This window comes from Streptomyces sp. NPDC002958 (assembly GCF_055563255.1).
Map to the genome: position 1 here is coordinate 81602 of NZ_JBVHDS010000015.1, position 23270 is coordinate 104871.

Here is a 23270-nt window from a genome sequence, read left to right on the forward strand (position 1 = left end):
CGGCACCATGACGACCACCCTCAGCACACGCCGCGCCGCCGCTGCGATGATGACCGCCGCACTGCTGGTTCTGCTCGCCGCGTGCGGTAGCGGTGACGACAACAAGAAGGACTCCACAGGAAAGCCCGCAGCGTCGTCCGGTGCCCCCGGGGGCCAGCTGACGGTGCTGGCCGCGTCCTCGCTCACCGATGTGTTCAAGACCGCGGGTGCCGCGTACGAGAAGGAACACCCGGGTACGAGGGTGACGTTCTCCTTCGCCGGATCCCAGGAACTCGCCGCCCAGGTGAAGCAGGGCGCACCTGCAGACGTCCTGGTCACCGCAGACACGAAGACCATGGACGGTCTGAAGTCCGACACCGGCACTCCCACCGTCATCGCCAGGAACCGTCTCGTCATCGCCACCGGGGAGGGCAACCCGGAGAAGATCGCGAATTTGAAGGACCTGACCGACCCCGAGCTCAAGGTGGTCCTGGCCGCCCCCGAGGTTCCGGTCGGCCGCTACAGCCAGCAGGTCCTCGACGCCCAGAACCTCGATGTCGAGCCGGTCTCCCAGGAGCCCAACGTCCGCGCCGCGCTCACCAAGGTCGAGCTGGGCGAGGCCGACGCAGGCATCGTCTACAAGACGGACGCAGCCACAGTGACCGACAAGGTCGACGCCGTCGACATCCCCGACGCGCAGAACGCCGTCGCCTCCTACCCGGCGGCTACGCTGCGGCAGTCCGAGAACGCCGAGGCCGCCACGGCGTTCGTGAAGTGGCTGAGCACCCCCGAGGCGCAGAAGGTCTTTCAGGCAGCGGGCTTCCAGCAGCCTTGACCGGCGTGCCGTACGTACCGCACAGGGGCTGCCCGGGCCGGGGGGGGACGGGACAGCCCGCGCGGCTGAGACAGTCCTGCACGTACCGACCCATCCCGGGAACCTCCGATGAGAGCCCTCCGTAGCCGTGTGTCCGGCGCGCGCACCCCCGTAGCCCTGGCGCTCCCCGCGCTGCTCGCCGTCGCGTTCCTGTCGATCCCGCTGATCGGCATCCTGGCCCGTACCTCCTGGGCCGACCTGGGCACCCATCTGACCAGCCCGGGTGTCACAGAGGCGCTCAGGCTGTCCATGGTCGTCTCCTTCTGGGCCCTGGGCCTCTCGCTTCTGCTCGGGGTGCCCCTGGCCTGGCTGCTGGCCCGGGTCGACTTCCCGGGCAAGGTGCTCGTCCGCTCACTGGTCCTCCTGCCGATGGTGCTGCCGCCCACCGTCGGAGGCGTGGCGCTCCTCCTGGGCTACGGCCGCCGGGGGCTGCTCGGCCCCTGGTTGGAGGACACCTTCGGGATCACTCTGCCGTTCCACACCTCGGGCGCGGTGGTCGCGGCGACCTTTGTCGCGATGCCGTTCCTCGTCATCAGTCTCGAAGGAGCACTGACCGGCCTGCGCCCCTCGTACGAGGAGACCGCGGCCTCCCTGGGGGCCTCACCGGCCCGGGTGTTCTTCACAGTCACCCTCCCGATGGTCGCCCCCGGTCTCGCCGCCGGGGCCGCACTGACCTGGGCGCGGGCGCTCGGCGAGTTCGGTGCGACCATCACCTTCGCGGGCAACCTGCCGGGCACCACCCAGACGCTGCCCCTCCAGGTCTACCTGCTCCTCCAGGACTCCCCGGAGGCCGCGACCTCGGTCTCGCTCCTGCTGCTCGCCATCGCCATGGCCGTACTCATCGCTCTGCGCGGGCGCTGGATGGGAGCGCCGCGTGACCGCCCACGCGGACCCGTTCCCGCCGCGGACGGCCCGGACGGTACGGACACGGCAGGCCTTCCGGCCACCCGGCCGGGCCGCGAAACGCCCCCGGCTCCGCAGGAACGCCGCTCGATGTACGCCGAGGTCACCGGCTTCAACCAGCTGACCCTCGACGCGCCGTCCGGCACCACGATCGCCGTCGTCGGACCCAATGGCGCGGGCAAGACGACCCTTCTGCGCGCCCTCCTCGGCCTGACCCCGCGCGCCCGGGCCCGGCTGCGCCTCGGCGACACCGACGTCACCGCATTGCCCCCGCACCGCCGCCAGGTCGCCTGGGTGCCGCAGAACGGTGCGCTCTTCCCGCATCTGAGTGCACTGGCGAACACGGCATACGGGCTCCGCGCCCACGGCGCCACCCGGGCCGAGGCCCGCCGCGAGGCGCAGCAGTGGCTCGACCGGCTGGGCGTCGGCCATCTCGCCCACCGCAGGCCCGCCCAGCTCTCCGGGGGCCAGGCCCAACGGGTGGCCCTGGCCAGGGCGCTCGCCGCCCGCCCCTGGCTGCTATTGCTCGATGAACCGCTCGCCGCCCTCGACCAGACCACCCGCGCCCATGTCCGGCACACCCTGCGCACCCACCTCGCCGGGTTCGGCGGTGTCTGTCTGATCGTTACCCACGACCCCGTCGAAGCGGTTTCACTGGCCGACCGGGTACTCGTACTCGACGAGGGCCGCACCCTCCAGTACGCGGCACCGGCCGAGGTGACCCGGCATCCGCGCTCGCCCTGGGTCGCCCGGATGCTCGGCCGCAACGCCTGGCCCGGCACCGCCGCATCCGACGGCACCCTCACCCTCGCCGACGGCGGCCGGCTGGTCGTCGCGGACTCCCTTGCCGAGGGGGCGGACGCCCTCGCGATCATTGCGCCGGAAGCGGTGTCCGTGCACCACGACAGGCCCGGGGGAAGCCCCCGCAACGTCTGGCCCGGAACCGTCCGCGAACTCACAGCCGTGGGCAGTCGGCTCCGGGTGTTGATCGTCTCCGACGAGGTACCGGACCTTATCGCCGAGATCACCCCCGAAGCGGCGACGGAACTGGGTCTCGTGGAGGGAACGGCCGTGTGGACCAGCGTCAAGGCAACCGAGGTCACCGTCGTATCACTGTGACCGAATCACCTCTGCGTCAATAGATTGCGGATGATTCGCCATAATGCAGCGTCAAATGAGCGAAGTTACGCTGCCGGCCTTCCATTCATAAGGAGAGCACGCCCGTGTGCGCTGAACGGCGGACGCGGCCGCCTCTGCGAAGTTCGCCGAACGCGATGCCCAGAAAGCGGCCGAACAGGAGATGCGGCAGTACGCCGTCCAGCAGCAGGTGCCCGCCGCGCCGCCCGTGGACGATCTCATCAGCGGGCTGGAGCGGCTGGTCGAGCTGAGAAGCAGGGCATCCTGACCGATGCCGAGTTCGAGGCGCGGAAGGCGAAGATCCTGGCGGACTGACCCGGGCCGGACTGCGGCGGGGAATCGTGCGGCCGGAAATTCGACGACCGTCGGCCCCGCCCATGCGCCAACAGCTGTTCCTCTCAAGCGAGATGTCCGGGAAACATGGCACGTTAAATGCGCCGTGCCCCTGACCTGGAGGGAAGCCATCGCGTTTTCACATTTCCTTTATCTCTTTACGGTGTTCTCGATCGGCGCCCCTCCGGCGTTTTACTTTGTCGATCTCCCGACCGCGTGCGACGTTTGATCCGGTCAAGTCGAATCAATTCGGATACGTGTCGGGAAAAGGGGAGTTCATCGTGCAGACCGCCAGGGCCGTCCCGGCATCCACCGTCATCAATCTGCGCGACCTGGGCGGCATCGCTCTGGGACCTGACCGCCGGGTCCGGCCGGGCATCGTGCTGCGCTCCGGTCAGCTCAGTGGGCTGGATGCGGCGCAGGACGTGGCGGTGGCCGCGCTCGGCATCCGTACCGTCGTCGATCTGCGGAACGCCGACGAGCGCGCGGCGGCCCCCGACCGGCTGCCGCCCGGTGCCCGGCTGTTCGTCGCCGATGTGCTCGGCGACAATCCGGGCGTGGCACCCGCCCGGCTGCGCGCGCTGCTCGCCGACCCGGTCGCGGCGGAGCAGCTGTTGGGGAGCGGGAAGGCCGAGGACATGTTCGCCGAGACCTACCGGCAGATGGTGCTCTCGCCGGGTGCCGCCGCCGCATACCGGGCCTTCGTCGAGACGGCTGCCGACGACCGCGCCCGCCCGGTGCTCTTCCACTGCACGGCCGGAAAGGACCGCACCGGCTGGGCCGCCGCGCTGCTCCTGATGCTGGTCGGTGCGTCACGGGATGTGGTGCGGGCGGAGTTCCTCGCGGTGAACCCGGTGGTACGGGTCGCCTACGCCCCGTACGTACAGGGCTTTCTCGACGCGGGCGGTGACCCGGAGATCGCGTCGGCGATCACCGAGGTCCGCCCCCGTTACCTCGACATGGCGCTGGATGCCATGGACGAGAGGTGGGGCGGGCTCGACGGGTATGTGCGCGATGGCCTGAGGATTCCGGAGGCCGCGGTGGAGCGGCTGCGCACCGGGCTCGTGGTGTCCGCCTGAGAGCCTGTCGGGTGAGCTCCGACCGGGCGGCCACGCCGAGGCCGCGCTGAGGGGGAGGAGGGCGGGGTGAAGGCGGCGGCGGACCGTGCGGCCGGTGGGCTGCAGATATCCGACGGCGGCTGCACGCCGGACCTCGAAACACCCACGGTCCGAGCCGGGGCCCGCACCGAGCGTTCACTGTCCGGGTGGCGGCGTCGGAGAAGGGTGCCGACGACCATCAGGAGAGCGGGTCCAGGCCCCCGGCGGGCACGCACACTGAGTCGGGTGCAGGTGGTGGGGTGCGAGCCCGCGGTGCTGCGCCGACGCCCGTTGCGAGGTGGCCGACGCGGGCATGGGGTGCTCCCATGACCCTGGGTATCGTGAAGGGGTCGCACTATAAAACCTCCGAGAGGGGTGTACGTTGACCGAGCGCAAGCCTGCGGGCGTCAGCTTCGAATCATGGGTCGACAAGCAGATCCGCGAGTCCGAGCAGCGCGGCGACTTCTCGCAGTTGCCGGGATTCGGCAAGCCGCTCGACGGTCTGGACGCCCCCTACGACGAGACCTGGTGGATCAAGCAGAAGATGCAGCGGGAGGGGGTGTCGGTGCTCCCGCCGACACTGGCGCTGCGAAAGGAGGCGGAGGACGTCCGCGGCGCCGTGTCCGGGGCGCGGACGGAGGCCGAGGTGCGGCGCATGCTGAGCGAGGTCAACGAGAAGATCCGGGCAGCCATCAGGCGGCCGCCGCCTGGGCCCCTGCTGAATCTCAAGCCGTTCGACATCGACGCCGTGGTCGAGGAGTGGCGCGCGGCGCACCGGCCCTCGTAGCCCTCCGGGGCCATCGGGTTCGCAAGCAGGTGCCCTGCAGCCGGATGCGTAATACTCCCTCTATGGAATCGAGCATTACGCGTCCGGGTAGCGGGGCACGCCGCGAGACGGTACGGATCAGGCGGGCGACGGCACGGGACGCCAAACGGCTCACCCGGTTGGTCAGGACCTCCCGCGCCTATGAGGGGCCCTACGCCGCCATGGTTGCCGGATACCGGGTCGGGCCCGACTACGTCGAGACCCACCAGGTCTTCGCGGCCGTCGAGGCCGACACCGACCGCCTCCTCGGTTTCTACTCGCTGATCCTCGTCCCGTCGGAACTCGACCTCATGTTCGTCGCCGACGATGTGCAGGGACTCGGGATCGGGCGGCTGCTCATCGGGCATCTGCGCGACGAGGCGGAGCGCGCAGGACTTACCGGCGTCCGCATAGTCTCGCATCCACCCGCCGAGGGCTTCTACCGGAGTGTGGGTGCCCGGCGGACCGGCACCCTTGCGGCCAACCCGCCCGCGGTGATGTGGGACCGGCCCGAATTGGAACTGCCGGTCGCCCGACCCTGGTAGGGGGGTCCGGCCGGACCCCGTGCGCGAAACCCGGCCGAACCCCCTTTCACGCACGTCGTATTACGAGGGGTAGCCGCCGTACGGGCGGGGGGGGGTCCGGCCGGACCCCGTGCGCGAAACCCGGCCGAACCCCCCTTTCACGCACGTCGTATTACGAGGGGTAGCCGCCGTACGGGCGCGTGATGATCTCCATGGCGTGACCGGCGGGATCGAGGAAGTAGAGACCCCGGCCGCCGTCGTTGTGGTTGATCTCGCCCGGATGCTTCTGATGCGGATCGGCGTAGTACGTGATCCCGAGCTCCTTGATACGGGCGTACGCCGTGTCGAACTCCGCCTCCGAGACGAGGAAGGCGTAGTGCTGCATGGCGATCGATGCCTCGGGAATGGTCGCGAAGTCCAGCGTGACCCCGTTCGCGGTGGCGACCGCGATGAACGGGCCCCATTCCGCACCGACTTCCAGACCCAGTATGTCCGCCAGGAACTCGGCGGATTCCCGGTTGTCCCGGGCGTGAATGATGGTGTGATTCAACTCGACTGACACTGTGGAATGCCTCCAACGGGCATCTCACGGGCACCTCCACGCCTCACCCGGCCGGTGACCGACGCGCGATGCCGTACTGAAGATCCTAGGCGGGGTCGTGCCGATCGTCGAGAAGGGCTGAGGCTCGACGTGAGGTCTACGGTGGGGAAGGGGGAACAGCGGCGCACTCCGCGTATCCGGACGGAGGCTCACGGTGACCTCGACCTCTCGATTTCCCGGCGGCCGGGGCGGCGGCACGGGCCGGAACGAAACGCCCGAGGAACGGGCGGACCGGCAGTGGGCCGAACTGCTCCAGGAGCTGCGGGTGGCCCAGACGGGCGTCCAGATCCTGTTCGGTTTCCTGCTCGCCGTCGTCTTCCAGCCGCGCTTTGCCGAGCTGTCGGACACCGACCGCACCATCTATGTGGTCACCGTGATGCTGGGCTCCGCCACCGTGGCCGCCCTGATCGGGCCCGTGTCGTACCACCGACTGCTCACCGGGCGACGGCTCAAACCGCAGACGGTCGCCTGGGCGTCACGGCTGACCGTGCTCGGGCTGGTCCTGCTGCTGTGCACCATGTGTTCCGCGCTGCTGCTCATCCTGCGGGTGGCCCTGCACAATTCCCTCGCCCTGTGGCTGGTCGGCGGCATGGCGTTGTGGTTCCTGGTCTGCTGGTTCGTGTTCCCGGCCTGGGCGCTGACCCGCTCCTTGTCCGAAGACGAGAAGTGACCGCCGTACGGGATGGTCGGTTCAGCCGGCATCGCCCGCGGCGGGGCCCCGGACGTTCGTGACCGTGAAGAGCCCGCCGTCCGGGTCCACCAGGGTCGCCTCGCTGCCCTGCCCCAGCTGACGCTGCTCGACCAGGCTGCCGCCGTTCTGCCGTGCCGCCTCGACCGTGGTCGCCACATCGGCGACGGGGAAGTGGACCTGCCAGTGCGGGCGGACCAGGGGATCGGGTGCCGCCTCCACCGCGCCGGAGCTGATCCGGGCGAGCTGACGCCCGTCGCAGTCGACGATGACCTCGTCCTTCTCGTACGACACCTCACAGCTCCCGGGACGCCCACTCGCCCAGTCGAGCACCCCGCCGTAGAAGATCGCGGCATCGAAGGCGTTCCTGGTGTGCAGTCGCAGCCAGGCATGCGAGCGGTTGTCCGGTGCGGGGGGTGAGGTCGCCGGCTCGGTCCGTTCCCAGATACCGAACACCGCACCGTCGAGGTCCGCCGCCAGTGCCCCGCGCCCCTTGCCGAGCGCGAGCGGCCCCACCGCGACCGTTCCGCTGCGCTCACGGATGCGTGAGGCCGCCACGTCGGCGTCGGGGACGGCGAAGTAGGGGGTCCACGCCACGGACACCTGGTAGGCGGTCGCCACCGCGCCGATGCCTGCGACCGGCACATCCCCGCGGCGTGCGACGGAGAACTCCTGCCCCAGCTTGCCCGGCCGGAAGGTCCAGCCCAGAACGGCGGCGTAGAACCCCTGCGCCGATTCCAGGTCGCGGGTCATGAGATTGACCCAGCAGGGCGCTGCGGATCCGGTCAGCGGCGCCGGCATCGACGCCGCCCCAGGATGGCTTCCGGTCATGGTCCTACTGCCTTCATCGGTTCTGCGGCCCGCGTGTGCCGACGGCCCCTCACCAGCCTCACCGCGGGTGGTCGCTCCCGCAACACGCGCCGCCGCCGCGCGCCTCGCCGCGGGGTGCAGCAAGGCAGCAGTCCACCCGCCCCCGAGTAGGTCAGTCGCGCTGCTCGTCGCTGTCACGACGGATGGTTTCGCTCCCGTGGTCACCGAGCTCATAGGGGGACAGGCCCCGGCCATCGGGCGGGAAGCTGTCGTAGCCGTGGACATCGCGCTGCTCGATATGGCTCCGGTGGTCCGGCCGCAGCGGCTGCTCCTCGGGCCGGGGCGGAGGCAGCTCCTGGGCCCGGCGCCGCTGGCCCAGCCAGAAGGCACCGATCAGCACGCCCACCAGCGCCACCCCGACAATGCCCATCACCGCCCCGGTCGCGCCCCGGCCGACGGCGAGGGAGAGGGCCAGTGAACTGAGGTCTCCGTTCGATACGTCCATGCCTCCCAGATACCCCGAGGCGGAGGCATCACTCGGTAATCCACTATGAATTCATGTTTTAAGTGGATATGAACCTAAAAATGTTTCGGTCTCATGGGTTGATCAACGACGTCCTCCGATGCCTGGCCCCATCCACCTGTCGACGGCTTCGTGTCGCCGTCACCCAGCCGCGGGGCGAGCCTGAAGGAGATCCTCGAATCGCTGGAGGAAACCGATGGGAGTGCCGAATCCGCTCAGCCGGTGGCCGGTCCACCGACCGCTGACCGGCGGTGATCCGCTGCGCAGAGGGCGTGCCGCGATATCACCGACGACCGAAGGCCTCAGGCCCCGCACCGCCACGTCCGGCCGGGTCGTACCGTCTGTCTGCGACCCGCAGCCCCTCGACCTGGAGGCCGCCATGGGCATGGCCGCCGACCGGGGCTCGCCGCCTCGGCCTGCACACGCTCGGGATCTTCGAGGCAGGCATCGCCTCTGCCGAGGGCCCGTCCACACCATCGCTCCCCAATACGGGGACGTCACCCACAACGCCGAGCGGAGGGAACCGCGGTGAACAGCATCAAGGAGAAGCGGACGGAGGAGAGCCCGCACGGCCAGGACGTCTCGGTGGTCATCAGCGGCTGCGATACGGCCGACGCGCGGATGGTCTTCGACGCGCTGCGGGCCGCTTTCACCACCGACCGGGCCTCGGTCGACATACCGAAGAAACTCGCCAAGAGGCGCCCCACCGCATGGGTGGCGACCGTCGATGTCACCGAGGAGAGAGTGGTCTCGGGATCGGTCGCACTCGGCGCGCCCGTGTCGATCGATGTGCAGGGCGGTTACTGGGCGGTCGAACGGCTCCGACGGAGCCTGGCGCACGCCTTCGACGTACGGGTCGTCGGGACGGTCTCCGGAGACCAGGAGGAAGAGGTGCGCCTTTGCCTGAAGAGCCGAGGGAGCCGAGAAAGCCGATAGGGCGGGAGAGCCGATAGGCCGGTAGACCGACAGCCCACGGCCCGGCGACGGATCAATGGAGCAGGAAGCGATCGCATATCTGGTAGAAAGCGGACAAAAGTTCACCCCTGAAAGGTGCGAGTGAGTGGACCCCTCTCGCGGGCGGGACGACGCTGTGCGACAGCCGGGAGCAACCGGTGACCGTTCCACCCTGACCCTGCACATCAACGGAGCCGAGCAGACCCTGACGCTCGATCACCGCACCACGGTCCTGGACGCCCTGCGCGAACACCTCGACCTCACCGGCGCGAAGAAGGGCTGCGATCACGGACAGTGCGGGGCCTGCACCGTCATCGTCGACGGGCGGCGCGCCAACAGTTGCCTGCTGCTCGCCGTCGCCCACGACGGTGCCCGCATCACCACCGTCGAGGGCCTCGCCGACGGCGACCGGCTTCACCCCGTCCAGGAAGCCTTCCTGGACCGCGACGCCCTGCAGTGCGGCTACTGCACACCCGGCCAGATCTGCTCGGCCGTCGGCATGCTCGGTGAGGCGGCGGACGGCTTCCCGTCCCATGTCACCGCGCGCACCGCATCCGTATCCACCCCGGCGCCGCTCGACGCCCCCGAGATCCGCGAGCGGATGAGCGGCAACCTGTGCCGCTGCGGCGCCTACCCCCGCATCGTCGAGGCGATCGAGGACGTGGCGCCGTGAAACCCTTCGCCTACCTCCGCGCCCGGTCCACTGCCGAAGCGGTCCGTGAGAGCTCGGCCCACCCCGGCGCCGGATTCCTCGGCGGCGGCACCAACCTCGTCGACCTGATGAAGCTCGGTGTGGAAACCCCCGACCTGCTCATCGACATCAGCCGACTGCCCCTGGACCGGGTGGTCGACACCGACGACGGCGGACTGCGCATCGGCGCGACCGTACGCAACAGCGATCTGGCCGCCCATCCAGCCGTACGCGCCCGCTACCCCGTCCTGTCGCAGGCACTGCTGTCCGGCGCGTCAGGGCAGCTCCGCAACACGGCCACCACCGGCGGCAACCTGCTGCAGCGCACCCGGTGCCCCTACTTCCAGGACACCTCCAAACCCTGCAACAAGCGGGAACCAGGCACCGGCTGCCCCGCCCTCGAGGGCGCTCACCGCGATCTCGCCGTACTCGGTCACTCCGAGCACTGCGTCGCCACCCACCCGTCCGACATGGCCGTCGCCCTGTCCGCCCTCGACGCCACGGTCCAACTGCACGGGCCGGATGGCGAACGGACCGTATCCGCCGCCGAATTCCACCGGCTGCCGGGCGACACCCCCCACCGGGACACCGAGATCCGGCCGGGCGAGCTCATCACCGAGGTGGTGCTGCCGCCGCGCCCGGACGGCACAGGGTCCCTCTACCGCAAGGCGCGCGACCGCGCCTCGTTCGCGTTCGCCCTCGCGTCCGTCGCCGCGGTACTGAGCGTCCGCGACGGACGGATCGAGCACGCGGCGCTGGCCTTCGGCGGGCTCGCCCACCGGCCCTGGCGCGCGCACGCCGCAGAAGACGTGCTCCGGGGCGCACCGGCCACCGACGAGACCTTCGCGCGGGCCGTGGACGCCGAACTCGCCGCGGCCCGGCCGTTGCGCGACAACGCGTTCAAAGTGGGCCTGGCCCGAAATCTGGCTGTCGACGCACTGGCCGAACTCGCCGCCGACAGCTGAGCACGCGCAGAAAACGCCGACCCGCAGACGTGAGGACCCCGTCATGAGCCAGGCCCCTCCACCCCTGGGCACCCCCGTCGTCCGCCGCGAGGGCCGGGACAAGGTCACGGGCACCGCCCGCTACGCCGCCGAGCACACCCCGCCGGGCTGTCTGTACGGCTGGCCCGTCCCCGCCACGATCGCCCGTGGTCGCGTCAGCGCAATCCACGTCGACGAGGCACTGGCCGCGCCGGGCGTGCATGCCGTCCTCAGCCACGACAACGCCCCGCGGCTGAAGCAGACCGACGACCCGATCCTCGCAGTCCTGCAGGACGACCGGGTTCCGCACCGCGGCCGGTACGTCGCGCTCGTGGTGGCCGACACGCTCGACCACGCCCGCGCCGGGGCCGAGGCGCTGCAGATCGCGTACGAAACCGTCGAGCACGATGTCCTCCTGTCCGAGGACCACCCCGGCCTGTACACCCCAAAGACCGTCAACGGCGACTACCCGGCCGTCCGCGAACGAGGCGACGCCGACCGGGCCTTCGCCATGGCGCCCGTACAGGTCGACGCCATCTACACCATCGGCGCCCTGCACAACCACCCCATGGAGCCGCACGCCTCCACCGCACAGTGGACTCAAGACGGGCGACTGACCGTCCACGACTCCAGCCAGGGCTCCACCAAGGTCCGCGAAAGCCTCGCCACCGCCTTCGGACTCCGGCAGCAGCAGGTCACCGTGTTCTCCGAACACGTCGGCGGCGGCTTCGGCTCCAAGGGCACCCCGCGCCCGCAGGCCGTCCTGGCCGCCATGGCCGCGCGCCACACCGGGCACCCCGTCAAGGTCGTCCTGCCCCGACGCCAGCTGGCTGCCGCGGTCGGCCACCGCGCCCCCACCGTGCAGCACCTCCGGCTCGGCGCCGAACTCGACGGCACCCTCACCTCGGTCACCCATGAGGTCATCACCCACACCTCCACCCTCAAGGAGTTCGTGGAGCAGGCAGCCGTAGCGACTCGCATCATGTACGGGTCGGCTCATAGCCGTACCACCCACCGGGTGACCGCCCTGGATGTGCCGAGCCCTTCCTGGATGCGCGCACCGGGCGAGGCCCCGGGCATGTACGCGCTGGAATCCGCCATGGACGAACTTGCCGCGGCACTCGGCATCGATCCCGTCGAACTGCGGCTGCGCAACGATCCGGTGAACGAACCCGACTCGGGCCGTGCGTTCAGCAGCCGAGGCCTCGCCGCCTGTCTGGAGGAGGGCGCCGCACGCTTCGGCTGGTACGACCGCGATCCGCGCCCCGCGATCCGCGAAGAGGGGCCGCTGCTGCTCGGCACGGGCGTCGCCTCCGCCACGTACCCCGTGTACCTCGCCGCCTCCAGCGCCTCGGCGCACGCGGAACCCGACGGCTCGTACCGCATCCAGGTCAACGCCACCGACATCGGCACGGGCGCCCGCACCGTCCTCGCGCAGATCGCGGCCGCCGTACTGGACACCCCGGTGGAGAACGTCCGGATCGACATCGGCAGCAGTGATCTGCCTGCCGCCCCACTGGCCGGCGGATCCTCGGGCACGGCCTCCTGGGGCTGGTCCGTGCACAAGGCGTCCACCGCCCTCCTGCGGCAGTTGCGCGAGCGCACCGGTCCCCTTCCCGCCGAGGGGCTGACGGTCTTCGCGGACACCGAGCAGGAGACCTCCGGGGAGTCTCCGTACGCACGGCATGCGTTCGGTGCGCACTTCGCCGAGGTCGCCGTCCACTCCCGTACCGGAGAAGTGCGGATGCGGCGGATGCTCGGCGTCTTCGCCGCCGGGCACATCCTCAACTCCCGTACCGCCCGTTCCCAGTTCATCGGCGGCATGACCATGGGAATCGGCATGGCCCTGACCGAGGCCAGCACCATGGATCCCGTATACGGCGACTTCACCGAGTGCGATCTCGCCTCCTACCATGTGCCGGTCTGCGCCGACGTGCCGGAGATCGAGGCGCGCTGGATCGACGAGGACGACCCGCATCTCAACCCGATGGGCAGCAAGGGCATCGGTGAGATCGGCATCGTCGGCGCTGCGGCAGCAGTCGGCAACGCCGTCCGGCATGCCACCGGCGTCCGGTTGCGCAGTCTCCCTATCACCCCCGACACGCTGTTGCCATATCTACTCTGACCTGGGCGGACCTTTCCTGTACGGCAAGTCCGCCGGCCCTTGTGTTGCGCAACCGGCTCTGCCGGGTCACCCTGTGGAGTGACCCAGAAGTGACATCTGCTCACTCTTCGTATTCGGGGGTCGTTGGTTCAATGGGGCGAAGGAAGTGGGCCTCGATGTGAGGAGCCTCGACGATGACCGTTCAACTCGACCGGCACTACCTGGTCGAAATCCAGGTTTCGGCAGAGCGTGTTTCCCAACTGCGGCGGATCATCGCCGCGCACCTCCGCCACTGGAGCCTCGAACTTCATATCCGGCCGGTGTGCCAGGGGGTGGAGGAACTGCTGACCAATGTCCACCGGCATGTCGGTGACGACAACAACTGTGTCGTCGAAATCCGCTGGTCCGGGCGGCATCTCACGGTCTCCGTCGCCGACAACGGCTCGGAGATGCCGCGGCTGCTCAGCACCGGCGGCGGTGGTCTCAGCCGTGTCATGGCCCTGAGCGACAGTTGGGGGACCTGCCGTACCGCCGAAGGCAAAGTCGTCTGGTTCACCCGGTACGCGAAGGAGCCGCACACCGTCGACCTGGAGCCGCCGGCGCCGCTGCCCGGTGTGCGGGAATTCCGCCGTATGCCCGCGGCCGTTCCCGTCACGGTCCCCGAAGCCGCGGCGGCATCCGACGCCGAACCCGCTCTCGTCTGAGACGGGTCACCAGGACCGGTACTGCCGACTTCCCTGCCTGCTGAAACGCTCCCGGCGCGGACGGCGTGCACACCGCATGCATGGTCCGCGCCGGTCGGGTATCCGCCCGGCAGGGCCCGCGTTGCGGCACGGCGCACGGCGCGGCACGGTCGAAGTACCGAGGCAAGGAGAGCACAGCCATGCCCATCGCGACGGTCAACCCCGCGAACGGCGAGACCCTCAGAACGTTCGACGCACTGGGAGCGGCGGAGATCGAGCAGCGGCTCGACGCCGCCGACACCGCGTTCCGGCAGTACCGGATCACCGGGTTCGACGAGCGGGCCCGGCTGCTGAACACGGCCGCCGGTCTTCTCGACGAGGACCAGCAGGACATTGCGTACACCATGACCATAGAAATGGGCAAACCCGTCACGGCGGCCCGCGCGGAGGCCGCCAAGTGCGCGAAGGCGATGCGCTGGTACGCGGCCCACGCCGAGGAACTCCTCGCGGACGAGCATCCGCCGACGGCCGATGTGCAGGACTCCGGGGCCTCCCGGGCCTATGTCCGCTACCGCCCGCTGGGCGCCGTCCTCGCCGTGATGCCGTGGAACTTCCCACTCTGGCAGGTCGTACGGTTCGCCGCCCCCGCGCTGATGGCCGGAAACGTCGGCCTGCTCAAGCACGCGTCGAACGTCCCGCAGACCGCGATGTACCTGGAGGGTCTGTTCCGCCGGGCGGGATACCCGGCGGGATGCTTCCAGACCCTGCTCGTGGGATCCGGAGCGGTCGAGTCGATCCTGCGTGACCGCCGGGTCGCCGCCGTCACTCTCACCGGCAGTGAGCCGGCCGGGCGCTCGGTCGCGTCGATCGCGGGCGACGAGGTGAAGCACACCGTCCTGGAACTGGGCGGCAGCGACCCGTATCTCGTCCTGCCGTCGGCGGACGTCGCCAGGGCCGCCCGTACCGCCGTGACCGCCCGGGTGCAGAACAACGGCCAGTCCTGCATCGCCGCCAAACGGTTCATCGTTCACACGGAGGTGTACGAGGAGTTCGCCGAGCGGTTCACCGCGGGCATGCGCGATCTGACGGTCGGCGACCCGCTGCTGGAATCCACCGACGTCGGCCCCCTTTCCAGCGAACAGGGCCGTGCCGACCTGGAGGAACTGGTGGACGACGCGGTACGGCAGGGCGCGGGAGTGCTGTGCGGAGGCGGTCGGCCCGACGGACTGGCCCCGGAGCTGGGGCGGGGCTGGTTCTACGCCCCCACCGTCCTCACCGGGATCACACCCGCCATGCGCATCCACCGCGAGGAGACCTTCGGCCCCGTCGCCACGCTCTACCGCGTCGATGGGCTCGACGAAGCCGTGGCGCTCGCCAACGACAGCCCCTTCGGTCTCAGCTCCAACGTATGGACCCGCGACGCCGACGAGGCCCGTCGCTGTGTACGCGATCTGGAGGCGGGTGGTGTCTTCTTCAACGGCATGACGGCGTCCCATCCGGCGCTGCCCTTCGGCGGCGTGAAGCGCTCCGGCTACGGACGTGAACTCGCCGGGCACGGCATCCGCGAATTCTGCAACGCGACCACGGTCTGGTACGGCCCCTGATGCCCCTCCAGGCAGACCTTGCCCCGTCGTGCCGCCCAGCACGCACGCTCGCGGCGTTGGCCACAAGCCCTGTAGCTCCTTCCCTGAGCTTCGACTTCGTTCGAGCAGGGGAGACCCCATCCAAGGACTTCCGGCCGCCTTGCGCTCGCACGCACTGGACGACGCTCCTTCCGGGCACACACTGCCGGGCACGGCACCAGCCCGTCGGCGCCACGGCCTAGGAGACACACATGACTCACGCCGCCCACCCGGCTGCGACGCCGGGCCCCTCCGACGAAGAGATCGCAGCACTCGACGCGCACTGGCGGGCCGCCAACTATCTGGCGGTCGGCCAGATCTATCTGATGGCCAACCCGCTCCTGACCCAGCCGCTCGCCCGGGAGCACATCAAGCCGCGCCTGCTCGGCCACTGGGGTACTTCACCCGGACTGAACCTGGTCCACACCCATCTCAACCGCGTCATCAAGTCCCGCGGCATCCAGGGCCTGTGCGTCTGGGGCCCCGGCCACGGCGGACCCGCCGTCCTGGCCAACTCCTGGCTGGAGGGCAGCTATTCGGAGACGTACCCGGACGTCAGCCGTGACGCCCGGGGGATGGGGCTGCTGTTCAAACAGTTCTCCTTCCCCGGCGGGGTGCCCAGCCATGTGGCACCGCAGACTCCCGGCTCCATCCACGAGGGCGGTGAACTCGGTTACGCCCTCGCCCACGCCTACGGCGCCGCCCTCGACCACCCGGACCTGCTCGTCACCTGCGTCGTCGGAGACGGCGAGGCCGAGACCGGACCGCTCGCCGCGTCCTGGCATTCCAACAAATTCCTCGACCCGGTGCACGACGGGGCAGTCCTGCCGATCCTCCACCTCAACGGCTACAAGATCGCCAACCCGACAGTGCTCGCCCGTCTCCCCGAACCGGAACTCGACGCCCTGCTGCGCGGCTACGGGCACGACCCCCTGTACGTCGGCGGGGACGCCCCCCTCACCGTCCACCGGGCGATGGCCGCCGCGATGGACCGGGCCGTCGACCGCATCCGGGAACTTCAGGCCGCCGCCCGCACCGGCGGCGACACAGAGCGCCCGCACTGGCCGATGATCGTGCTGCGCACCCCCAAGGGCTGGACCGGTCCGGTCGAGGTCGACGGCGTGCCCGTCGAAGGCACCTGGCGCGCCCACCAGGTCCCGCTGCCCGGCGTCCGGGAAAGCCCCGACCACCTGCGCCTGCTGGAGGCGTGGATGCGCTCCTACCGGCCGGAGGAACTCTTCGATGCCCAGGGGCGCCCCACCGCCCAGGTGCTCGACTGTGTGCCCGAGGGCGCCGCCCGGCTCGGCGCGACCCCGTACGCCAACGGCGGTCTGCTCCTGCGTGATCTGCCGGTCCCTCCGCTGGAGGACCACGCCGTCGAGGTCGACAAGCCCGGCACCGCGCTGCACGAGCCGACCCGGGTGCTCGGCGGGCTGCTCGAGGCCGTCATGGCCGCCTCCGCCGAACGCAGGGACTTCCGGATCGTGGGCCCCGACGAAACCGCGTCGAACCGGCTCGACGCCCTCTACGAATCCACCGGCAAGGCATGGCAGGAGCAGATCCTGCCGACCGACGAGCACCTCGCGCGCGACGGACGCGTCATGGAGGTGCTCTCCGAGCATCTGTGCCAGGGCTGGCTGGAGGGATACCTCCTCACCGGCCGGCACGGTCTCTTCTCCTGCTACGAGGCGTTCGCCCACATCGTCGCCTCGATGGTCAACCAGCACATCAAATGGCTCAGGACCTCCCGCCGGCTGGCCTGGCGCCGCCCCGTCGCCTCGCTCAACTACCTGCTCACCTCGCACGTCTGGCGCCAGGACCACAACGGGTTCTCCCACCAGGACCCCGGCTTCGTCGACCACATCCTCAACAAGAGCCCCGAAGTCGTACGGGTCTATCTCCCGCCGGACGCCAACACCCTGCTCTCCATCGCCGACCACGCGCTGCGCAGCCGCGACTACGTCAACGTGATCGTGGCGGGCAAACAGCCGAGCTTCGACTGGCTCACCCTGGACGAGGCCCGTGCGCACTGCGCCCGCGGAGCCGGTGTCTGGGGGTGGGCGGGCACGGAGGACGGCAGCCGCGAACCCGACGTGGTGCTCGCCTGTGCCGGTGACGTACCCACGCTGGAGACTCTGGCCGCAGCCGATCTGCTGCGCAGACATCTGCCGGATCTGGCGGTACGAGTGGTCAATGTGGTCGACATGACGCGGCTGCTGCCCCACGAGGAGCACCCGCACGGAATGCCGGATTCGGAGTACGACGCGGTGTTCACCAGGAACACCCCGGTGATCTTCGCTTATCACGGATACCCGTGGCTGATCCACCGGCTGGCCTACCGGCGGGTCGGCCACGCTCAGATGCATGTGCGGGGCTACAAGGAGGAGGGCACCACCACCACGCCCTTCGACATGGTGGTCCGCAATGACCTGGACCGCTACCGGCTGGTCATGGATGTCATCGACCGGGTGCCCGGCCTCGGAGTCCGTGCCGTGGCGGTACGCCAGGCGATGGCGGATGTGCGCACCCGCCACCACGCCTGGATCCGTGAACACGGCACGGACCTGCCCGAGGTGGCCGACTGGACCTGGAGCGGCTGACGCCGCCCAGGCCCCTGCGACGTGGACTCAGCGGCCGACCGCTCGCGCCAGCTGGGCCTTCGTCATGTGTGACCGTCCATGGATGTTCTTCTTCTTCGCCTCTTCGTAGAGCTGGTCGCGAGTCGGCCCCTCGGCTCCGCTGCGCGAGCGCAGCCCACCGCGCCGCGAGGACGACATGTCCTCGATGGAGGTACGGCTCGCGGTTCTCGACTCGCCGGCACGGGCCCGCTCCTTGTTGACCGTACGGGCCGCGATCTCCTCGGCCCGGTCCTCGCTGACCCCGCGCTCCTGCGCGCTCTCCTTGATGTGTTCGTACTGTCGTTCCCGTTTGGCGTTGAATCCGCGTGGCATGGCGCGCTCACTCCTCTCCCTGGGACGTGCCCCGACCGGGCCCGGGCACGGTCGGGGCCCTCTCCAGTGTCCCAGCGGCCCCCGGGGCCCGCATGCCTGCCGCGTACCCGATGCGGTGTACGGCGTGTGGTCGGCCCGTTCAGTAGCGCAGGGTCGCCGCGATCCGTCCATGCTCCGCGAGCGAGTCGTCCGTGAGGAAGACGACATCGGTGCCGCTGTCCAGGGCCGCCTCGACGAGCTCGTCGACGATGTCCTCACGGACCGAGCCGTCCGTGAGGTCCGCTGCTTCGCCGCTCACCGGTTCGAGGTGCTCGTCCGTCACCCGTACCGTCTGCTGGAAGTGCTCCTCCACCGCGACCAGTCCGGCGCGGCCCTCCCGTACCGCGGCCCACACCTCGTCGAGACCACCGGCGAAGGCACGGCGTCCGCGTGCTTCGTCCAGCTTCCCGTCGACCTCCGCCGCGAACCGCCGCTGCCGCTCGTCGAGCGCAGGCCGCAGTTCGTTGAGCAGGCTGCTCGGGGTGGTGTCGGCCGGTGCGCCCTTGGCGACCCGGCCCACGGCCGATTTGGCGCTCTCCCCGACCTCGTCCAGCAGGGCGAGCGCGGGGGCGAGGCCGACCAGATACAGCGGACGCGGGTCGGCGGCCAGCACCGCGCGCAGCTTCTCGTCGACCATGCGCAGGAAGTTGCGCGTCTCCTCGTCGCTGAAGGTGCTCGGGGTGTCGCCGATCCGCTCCTCGCGCTGCGGGTTGGGCGCCTCCCGCGGAGCCGTCAGCGGGAACCCGCCGGTCCGCTCCTCGTACAGGACGTCCGCCGTGCCGCTCCACAGGGCGGCGTGCTCGGCCGACACGGTGAGCGCCCAGAACGGCTGGGCCTGGGCCTTCGCGGCGACCAGGTTGCGGGTCAGATAGGTGTCGCTGAGCACCACCCGGTTGGGCGCGGTACGGGGAAGCTGCCAGATCTGGTGCTCGTCGGCGGTGACGAGGACGACCAGGGCGTCCAGGGCCCGGCGGGGGTCCACCTCGGTGACCGCCCGGTCGAGCTGTTCCTTGACGGCGATCCGGGCCTCGCGGCTGACCGCAGGGTCCGCTTCCAGTCGGCTGACGGCCTCGGCCACCAGGTTCCGCAGCCGAACGGCGTCCTGGGCATTGTCCGGAGCGCGGCGGTGCGTCGGCATGGTCAGGGACAGGGCCGGATAGGGCTTGGCCGCCCGCAGTTCCCGCAACAGGCCGGCGGTCAGGGCATCCGTATCCATCGTTCTCTCCCAGGGGCTGCATCCGCTCCCGAGTGAAGCGGGTGAACTCGACGAGTCAATTCATACCGTTTGATCATAATATGGGCGAGTTGTTCGTTATCGGTCTCAGGAACCGGGCGACCCGGCCTTCCTGCACTGGCTCCGCCCCACCCCTCCATTTCCCGTATCTCCCTTACGCCCTTCCGAGCAGACGGAGCGTCCGTGAATCCGACCCGCCCCTTGCGGCACGCCCCCGGCGGCCGCGCAGTCCGTAAGCTGCCCCCCGTCGCGCTGGCCGCGCTGATCATCGCCGGCACCGCCGCCTGCGGCGGCTCCGACACCTCCTCGGAGGGCACGGCCATGAGCATCCGCACGCTGTCCCCGGAACCGGCCATGACCCGGTCCGCGAGCGCCAGTCCGCATACCCAGCAGGAATTCGCGGCCTCGGTCTCCGCCGCTGCCGAGCGCAGCCGCCAACAGGCCGCCCAGCAGCTCGAAGGTGTCCAGGGGCGGGGCGACGCGGTGGGGGACGTCTCGGTGACGGGGCTGCCGGTCGTGAAGTCCGAGCAGTTCCGCAGCGCCCTCGTCCGGGTCACCAACCGCACGGACAAGGCCGCCTTCTATGCCGTCAAGGTGGAGTTCGTCGACTCGGCCGAGAAGGTCCTCGACTCCGTGGTGCTCGGCTTCGCGGACGTCCCGGCCGGCCGGGAGGTCAGCCAGCACGCCAACAGCCGCAAGGCGGCCGGCGTCAAGACGTTTCCCCGGATCGCCCAGGCCGAGCGCACCTGACGGCCGGGCCCGGTGAGCGCCGCCGAAGCCGTCACCGATGCGCTGCGCGAACCGTGCACGCGGTGCGCCGAGCTGAGGGGCGGTCAACTCGCCGACCACATCCCGCAACTGACGCCGGCCGACGCGCTGGGCGAGTCGCGTCCGCGCGAGACGGGGTCCGTTGTGCCGGCCCTGAGGCAGGTGACCGACATCGACACGGTCGCCCGCGCGATGCTGCGCAGTGGAATCGGTCGGCTCGCGGAAAGCGGACTGCGTGCCGCCGTGGCCGACCCGGTGGACCGCCTCGCCCTGCTCCCCGGCATCGGGGAGCAGGGCGAGGCGGCCCTTCGGCCTTCGCCTCCTGTGAGGAGGCCGTGGCCTGGTGCGCGAGCGGTCCGTTCGGCTGAAACGGGGAAGGAGCTTGTTCGGGCCGGTCCGTCTACCAGATGGATTCAACCCATTCCGGGTGGTCGATAAACGGGTTCCGGTTGTGCTGGTACTGGTCGAATATGACGTCGTTGCGCCGCTTCTCGAAGCTGTCCGGCGGGTCCTCCTGGCTCCAGGCCTTCAGTACCGAGAGGCGGCCCATGTACGGTGCGGAGCCGTTGGACACCCTGTCATTGGGTTCGAGGTCGGCGAATGCGTCGTCGCCCTCGTAGCGCACCGCCATGTAGAGGATCATGCGGGCCACATCGCCCTTGACCGCGTCGCGCGGCTCGAAGGAGTTGCTGTCGGTGTAGTTGCCCGGTGCGCCGCTGACCGCGCTGCCGCCGTTGTCGAAGTCCTTGTTGCCGCGGATGGAGTTGACGGTGACATCCTCCGGGCGCAGGTGGTGGATGTCGGTGCCGGGGCCCGTGGCGGTGCCGAAATCGCCGTGGGACTTGGCCCAGACGTGCTCACGGTTCCACTGGCCGACCGAGCCGCCGTTGTCGCTCTTGGGCTCGGAACGCCCGGCGTAGAGGAGGATCACGTTCGAGGGGTTGGCGGGGTCCTCGTCGGTGTTCTTGAGGGCCTCCCAGACCTGGCTGTAGGAGAGCTTGGTCTGGCTGCTGATGATCGTGTGCAGGGCGTTCTTGAGCGAGGTGCCGGTCTTGCCGAGCGCGTCCTCGTAGTACGTGTCGTCGAGAGCCCGGAGCGGTGTCGCGGCGGCCGGCGCGGCCTGGGGTGTGGCGGCCGGTGCGGTGGCCGCGGTGCCGGCGAGCACCGCGAACGCGGCAAGGGTCGCCAGCAGGGGGCGCCGGTAATGAAGGTGACGACGGGACATGTGGGGTGTCCTCTCCGAAAATGCGGGCGCCACGACGCCGTCACATGGTGAGGGTCGGCACCGCGGCGGTTGTGTGGTAAGTGGTCAGCGGGAGCCTTCCACACGCACCGTGACCGTGGTGTGAACGCTGTGTACCTATCATGTGCAGGTCAAGTGAGGGCTCGTCCGTGACCCCCGGAGAGGATCGGGGAGGCATCGGATGCGGCGGGCCGGGCGCGGGGCGAGAATGACCGAAAGGACGAGGAGGCGGCATGAGCGACGAGCCCGAATCCGTACCCGCATCTCGGGGAGTGACTCCCGACAGCCTCTTGCACACCGGCGGCAGCGACAATCCGTCGGCAGAGGACCTGGTGCTCGCCTCCGGGCGGGACCTGACTCCGAAGAATCTTCAGTGGGCGGAGCGCAGGATCGCCCGGGAGGGGCGGTCGGCGATCGACAAGGCGCTGCCGTAGGCCGCGGCCCGGCGGGCCGGGTGGTGCGGGAAGTGTGTGGGCGCTTCCCGCGGCTCGGTTAGCCTGGGTGCACAATGAACCGTTTGACGACGTCAGGGGCCGGGTACGACCTTGCCCGCTTCCCCGAGGACCCGCGCGACCCGTTCCGGGCCTGGGACGCTGCCGATGAGTATCTGCTGCGGCGGCTGGAGGGGACCGAGGAGTCGGAGCCGGTCGACCTGGCGGGCGCCGTGGTCGTGGTGGGCGACCGCTGGGGCGCCCTGAGTACCGTGCTGGCCGGACACCGCCCCGTACAGATCACCGACTCCTACCTGGCGCAGCGCGCGACCCTGGCGAATCTGGAGCGCAACGGCGTGGATGCGGATGCCGTACGCCTCCTGTCGGCCAGGGACGCACCACCGGATCGCGTCGACGTCCTGCTGGTACGTGTTCCGAAGAGCCTCGCGCTCCTGGAGGACCAGCTGCACCGGCTCGCGCCGGCCGTCCACGCGGGCACCGTCGTCATCGGCACCGGCATGGTCAAGGAGATCCACACCTCCACCCTCAAACTCTTCGAGCGGATCATCGGCCCGACCCGCACCTCCCTCGCGGTCAAGAAGGCCCGGCTCATCTTCTGTACTCCGGACCCGGCCCTGGTCCGTACGGCCAGCCCCTGGCCGTACCGCTACAAACTGCCCGAGGGCGTCGGCCCGGCCTCCGGCCGGACGGTCATCAACCACGCCGGGATCTTCTGCGCCGAGCGCCTCGACATCGGCACCCGCTTCTTCCTCGGCCATCTCCCCGTGCGCAGCGGCCCCGACCGGGTCGTCGACCTCGGCTGCGGAAACGGTGTCGTCGGACTGTCGGCGGCGCTCGCCAACCCCGAGGCGGCGGTCACCTTCATCGACGAGTCGTACCAGGCGGTCGCCTCCGCCGAGGAGACCTTCCGGGCCAATACCGGCCCGGACGCCAAGGCCGAGTTCGTGATCGGCGACGGCCTGGCACAGCTGCCGCCCGCCAGTGTGGACCTGGTGCTCAACAACCCGCCGTTCCACTCCCACCAGGCCACCACCGACGCGACGGCCCGCACCATGTTCCACGGGGCGCGCGCCGCACTGCGGCCGGGCGGCGAGCTGTGGGTCGTAGGCAACCGGCACCTCGGCTACCACACCCAGTTGCGCCGGACCTTCGGCAACTGCACCACGGTCGCGGGCGACCCGAAGTTCGTCGTCCTGCGCGCCGTCAAGCGCTGACGCCCGCGGGGACGTCCTGGCCCTTCCAGATTCTTGCAACACGTTCTACTGTGTGCGC

General features: G+C 70.1%; 22 protein-coding genes. 16 read left to right on the forward strand and 6 right to left on the reverse strand.

The genetic code is table 11. The features are described 5' to 3' along the window. Positions 1-7: 7 nt before the first annotated feature. The 5 genes from modA to ACZ3IC_RS23810 all read left to right on the forward strand — a co-directional run bounded on the left by modA (position 8) and on the right by ACZ3IC_RS23810 (position 5673). Positions 8-814 carry a molybdate ABC transporter substrate-binding protein gene (modA, locus tag ACZ3IC_RS23790; protein ID WP_467418920.1) on the forward strand — a complete coding sequence of 269 codons (807 nt, stop codon included), beginning with the start codon at positions 8-10 and terminating at the stop codon, positions 812-814. 108 nt (positions 815-922) lie between these two features. Continuing rightward, on the forward strand, positions 923-2875 hold the full coding sequence (locus ACZ3IC_RS23795; RefSeq protein ID WP_467418922.1) for an ABC transporter permease: 1953 nt from the start codon (positions 923-925) through the stop codon (positions 2873-2875). A 632-nt stretch (positions 2876-3507) separates the two neighbouring features. Then, positions 3508-4305 (forward strand): tyrosine-protein phosphatase, encoded by a 798-nt coding sequence (locus tag ACZ3IC_RS23800; RefSeq protein WP_467418923.1) that lies wholly within the window; start codon positions 3508-3510, stop codon positions 4303-4305. Between the two features lie 400 nt (positions 4306-4705). Next, on the forward strand, positions 4706-5110 hold the full coding sequence (locus ACZ3IC_RS23805) for a DnaJ family domain-containing protein (protein ID WP_467418926.1): 405 nt from the start codon (positions 4706-4708) through the stop codon (positions 5108-5110). A gap of 62 nt (positions 5111-5172) precedes the next feature. After that, entirely contained in the window at positions 5173-5673 is a 501-nt protein-coding gene (locus tag ACZ3IC_RS23810) for a GNAT family N-acetyltransferase (protein WP_467418927.1), read from the forward strand. Positions 5674-5824: 151 nt separating this feature from the next. Here ACZ3IC_RS23810 and ACZ3IC_RS23815 read toward each other — a convergent pair whose 3' ends face one another. Further along, positions 5825-6214 carry a VOC family protein gene (locus ACZ3IC_RS23815; RefSeq protein ID WP_467418929.1) on the reverse strand — a complete coding sequence of 130 codons (390 nt, stop codon included), beginning with the start codon at positions 6212-6214 and terminating at the stop codon, positions 5825-5827. 193 nt (positions 6215-6407) lie between these two features. Between ACZ3IC_RS23815 and ACZ3IC_RS23820 the strand changes: the two genes are divergently transcribed. Next, the gene (locus ACZ3IC_RS23820; protein WP_467418932.1) at positions 6408-6923 is read left to right on the forward strand and encodes a DUF6328 family protein; all 516 of its coding nucleotides are present in this window, start codon (positions 6408-6410) and stop codon (positions 6921-6923) included. A 21-nt stretch (positions 6924-6944) separates the two neighbouring features. On the opposite strand, the gene ACZ3IC_RS23825 is transcribed toward ACZ3IC_RS23820, so the two are convergent. Further along, positions 6945-7772 carry a VOC family protein gene (locus tag ACZ3IC_RS23825; protein ID WP_467418934.1) on the reverse strand — a complete coding sequence of 276 codons (828 nt, stop codon included), beginning with the start codon at positions 7770-7772 and terminating at the stop codon, positions 6945-6947. A 151-nt stretch (positions 7773-7923) separates the two neighbouring features. Continuing rightward, entirely contained in the window at positions 7924-8256 is a 333-nt protein-coding gene (locus ACZ3IC_RS23830) for a DUF6479 family protein (protein WP_467418936.1), read from the reverse strand. A 546-nt stretch (positions 8257-8802) separates the two neighbouring features. Between ACZ3IC_RS23830 and ACZ3IC_RS23835 the strand changes: the two genes are divergently transcribed. The 7 genes from ACZ3IC_RS23835 to ACZ3IC_RS23865 all read left to right on the forward strand — a co-directional run bounded on the left by ACZ3IC_RS23835 (position 8803) and on the right by ACZ3IC_RS23865 (position 17911). Continuing rightward, entirely contained in the window at positions 8803-9210 is a 408-nt protein-coding gene (locus ACZ3IC_RS23835) for a hypothetical protein (RefSeq protein WP_467418939.1), read from the forward strand. 124 nt (positions 9211-9334) lie between these two features. Further along, positions 9335-9901: a 2Fe-2S iron-sulfur cluster-binding protein gene (locus ACZ3IC_RS23840; RefSeq protein WP_467418941.1), complete on the forward strand. Its 567-nt coding sequence runs from the start codon at positions 9335-9337 to the stop codon at positions 9899-9901. Next, positions 9898-10884, forward strand: coding sequence for an FAD binding domain-containing protein (locus tag ACZ3IC_RS23845; protein WP_467418943.1), 987 nt, complete (start codon positions 9898-9900; stop codon positions 10882-10884). The genes ACZ3IC_RS23840 and ACZ3IC_RS23845 overlap by 4 nt, the downstream gene beginning before the upstream one ends. A 43-nt stretch (positions 10885-10927) precedes the next feature. Then, entirely contained in the window at positions 10928-13027 is a 2100-nt protein-coding gene (locus ACZ3IC_RS23850) for a xanthine dehydrogenase family protein molybdopterin-binding subunit (protein WP_467418945.1), read from the forward strand. Between the two features lie 173 nt (positions 13028-13200). After that, the gene (locus tag ACZ3IC_RS23855) at positions 13201-13710 is read left to right on the forward strand and encodes an ATP-binding protein (protein WP_467418947.1); all 510 of its coding nucleotides are present in this window, start codon (positions 13201-13203) and stop codon (positions 13708-13710) included. Positions 13711-13889: 179 nt separating this feature from the next. Beyond that, entirely contained in the window at positions 13890-15293 is a 1404-nt protein-coding gene (locus ACZ3IC_RS23860) for an NADP-dependent succinic semialdehyde dehydrogenase (protein ID WP_467418949.1), read from the forward strand. A 230-nt stretch (positions 15294-15523) separates the two neighbouring features. Continuing rightward, positions 15524-17911 carry a phosphoketolase family protein gene (locus tag ACZ3IC_RS23865; protein ID WP_467418951.1) on the forward strand — a complete coding sequence of 796 codons (2388 nt, stop codon included), beginning with the start codon at positions 15524-15526 and terminating at the stop codon, positions 17909-17911. A gap of 27 nt (positions 17912-17938) precedes the next feature. Here ACZ3IC_RS23865 and ACZ3IC_RS23870 read toward each other — a convergent pair whose 3' ends face one another. Together ACZ3IC_RS23870 and ACZ3IC_RS23875 are read right to left on the reverse strand one after the other, a co-directional pair. After that, complete coding sequence (locus tag ACZ3IC_RS23870) at positions 17939-18262, reverse strand: plasmid stabilization protein (RefSeq protein ID WP_467418953.1); 324 nt, start codon at positions 18260-18262, stop codon at positions 17939-17941. A gap of 139 nt (positions 18263-18401) precedes the next feature. After that, positions 18402-19517 (reverse strand): baeRF3 domain-containing protein, encoded by a 1116-nt coding sequence (locus tag ACZ3IC_RS23875; RefSeq protein WP_467418956.1) that lies wholly within the window; start codon positions 19515-19517, stop codon positions 18402-18404. 201 nt (positions 19518-19718) lie between these two features. On the opposite strand from ACZ3IC_RS23875, the gene ACZ3IC_RS23880 reads away from it, so the two are divergent. Next, the gene (locus ACZ3IC_RS23880) at positions 19719-20285 is read left to right on the forward strand and encodes a hypothetical protein (RefSeq protein ID WP_467418958.1); all 567 of its coding nucleotides are present in this window, start codon (positions 19719-19721) and stop codon (positions 20283-20285) included. Between the two features lie 418 nt (positions 20286-20703). On the opposite strand, the gene ACZ3IC_RS23885 is transcribed toward ACZ3IC_RS23880, so the two are convergent. Beyond that, a complete protein-coding gene (locus tag ACZ3IC_RS23885; RefSeq protein ID WP_467418961.1) occupies positions 20704-21528 on the reverse strand; it encodes an endonuclease I family protein in 825 nt (274 codons plus the stop codon). A 251-nt stretch (positions 21529-21779) separates the two neighbouring features. On the opposite strand from ACZ3IC_RS23885, the gene ACZ3IC_RS23890 reads away from it, so the two are divergent. Continuing rightward, positions 21780-21980, forward strand: coding sequence for a hypothetical protein (locus ACZ3IC_RS23890; RefSeq protein ID WP_467418963.1), 201 nt, complete (start codon positions 21780-21782; stop codon positions 21978-21980). Positions 21981-22054: 74 nt separating this feature from the next. After that, positions 22055-23212 (forward strand): methyltransferase, encoded by a 1158-nt coding sequence (locus ACZ3IC_RS23895; RefSeq protein ID WP_467418964.1) that lies wholly within the window; start codon positions 22055-22057, stop codon positions 23210-23212. Positions 23213-23270 lie beyond the last annotated feature (58 nt).

Bases quoted from the DNA above. Each gene is read 5' to 3' on its own strand.
- modA (WP_467418920.1), top strand. From the start codon at position 8: ATGACGACCACCCTCAGCACACGCCGCGCCGCCGCTGCGATGATGACC.
- ACZ3IC_RS23795 (WP_467418922.1), top strand. From the start codon at position 923: ATGAGAGCCCTCCGTAGCCGTGTGTCCGGCGCGCGCACCCCCGTAGCC.
- ACZ3IC_RS23810 (WP_467418927.1), top strand. From the start codon at position 5,173: ATGGAATCGAGCATTACGCGTCCGGGTAGCGGGGCACGCCGCGAGACG.
- ACZ3IC_RS23825 (WP_467418934.1), bottom strand. From the start codon at position 7,772: ATGACCGGAAGCCATCCTGGGGCGGCGTCGATGCCGGCGCCGCTGACC.
- ACZ3IC_RS23830 (WP_467418936.1), bottom strand. From the start codon at position 8,256: ATGGACGTATCGAACGGAGACCTCAGTTCACTGGCCCTCTCCCTCGCC.
- ACZ3IC_RS23850 (WP_467418945.1), top strand. From the start codon at position 10,928: ATGAGCCAGGCCCCTCCACCCCTGGGCACCCCCGTCGTCCGCCGCGAG.
- ACZ3IC_RS23855 (WP_467418947.1), top strand. From the start codon at position 13,201: ATGACCGTTCAACTCGACCGGCACTACCTGGTCGAAATCCAGGTTTCG.
- ACZ3IC_RS23860 (WP_467418949.1), top strand. From the start codon at position 13,890: ATGCCCATCGCGACGGTCAACCCCGCGAACGGCGAGACCCTCAGAACG.
- ACZ3IC_RS23865 (WP_467418951.1), top strand. From the start codon at position 15,524: ATGACTCACGCCGCCCACCCGGCTGCGACGCCGGGCCCCTCCGACGAA.
- ACZ3IC_RS23870 (WP_467418953.1), bottom strand. From the start codon at position 18,262: ATGCCACGCGGATTCAACGCCAAACGGGAACGACAGTACGAACACATC.
- ACZ3IC_RS23875 (WP_467418956.1), bottom strand. From the start codon at position 19,517: ATGGATACGGATGCCCTGACCGCCGGCCTGTTGCGGGAACTGCGGGCG.
- ACZ3IC_RS23885 (WP_467418961.1), bottom strand. From the start codon at position 21,528: ATGTCCCGTCGTCACCTTCATTACCGGCGCCCCCTGCTGGCGACCCTT.
- ACZ3IC_RS23890 (WP_467418963.1), top strand. From the start codon at position 21,780: ATGAGCGACGAGCCCGAATCCGTACCCGCATCTCGGGGAGTGACTCCC.
- ACZ3IC_RS23895 (WP_467418964.1), top strand. From the start codon at position 22,055: ATGAACCGTTTGACGACGTCAGGGGCCGGGTACGACCTTGCCCGCTTC.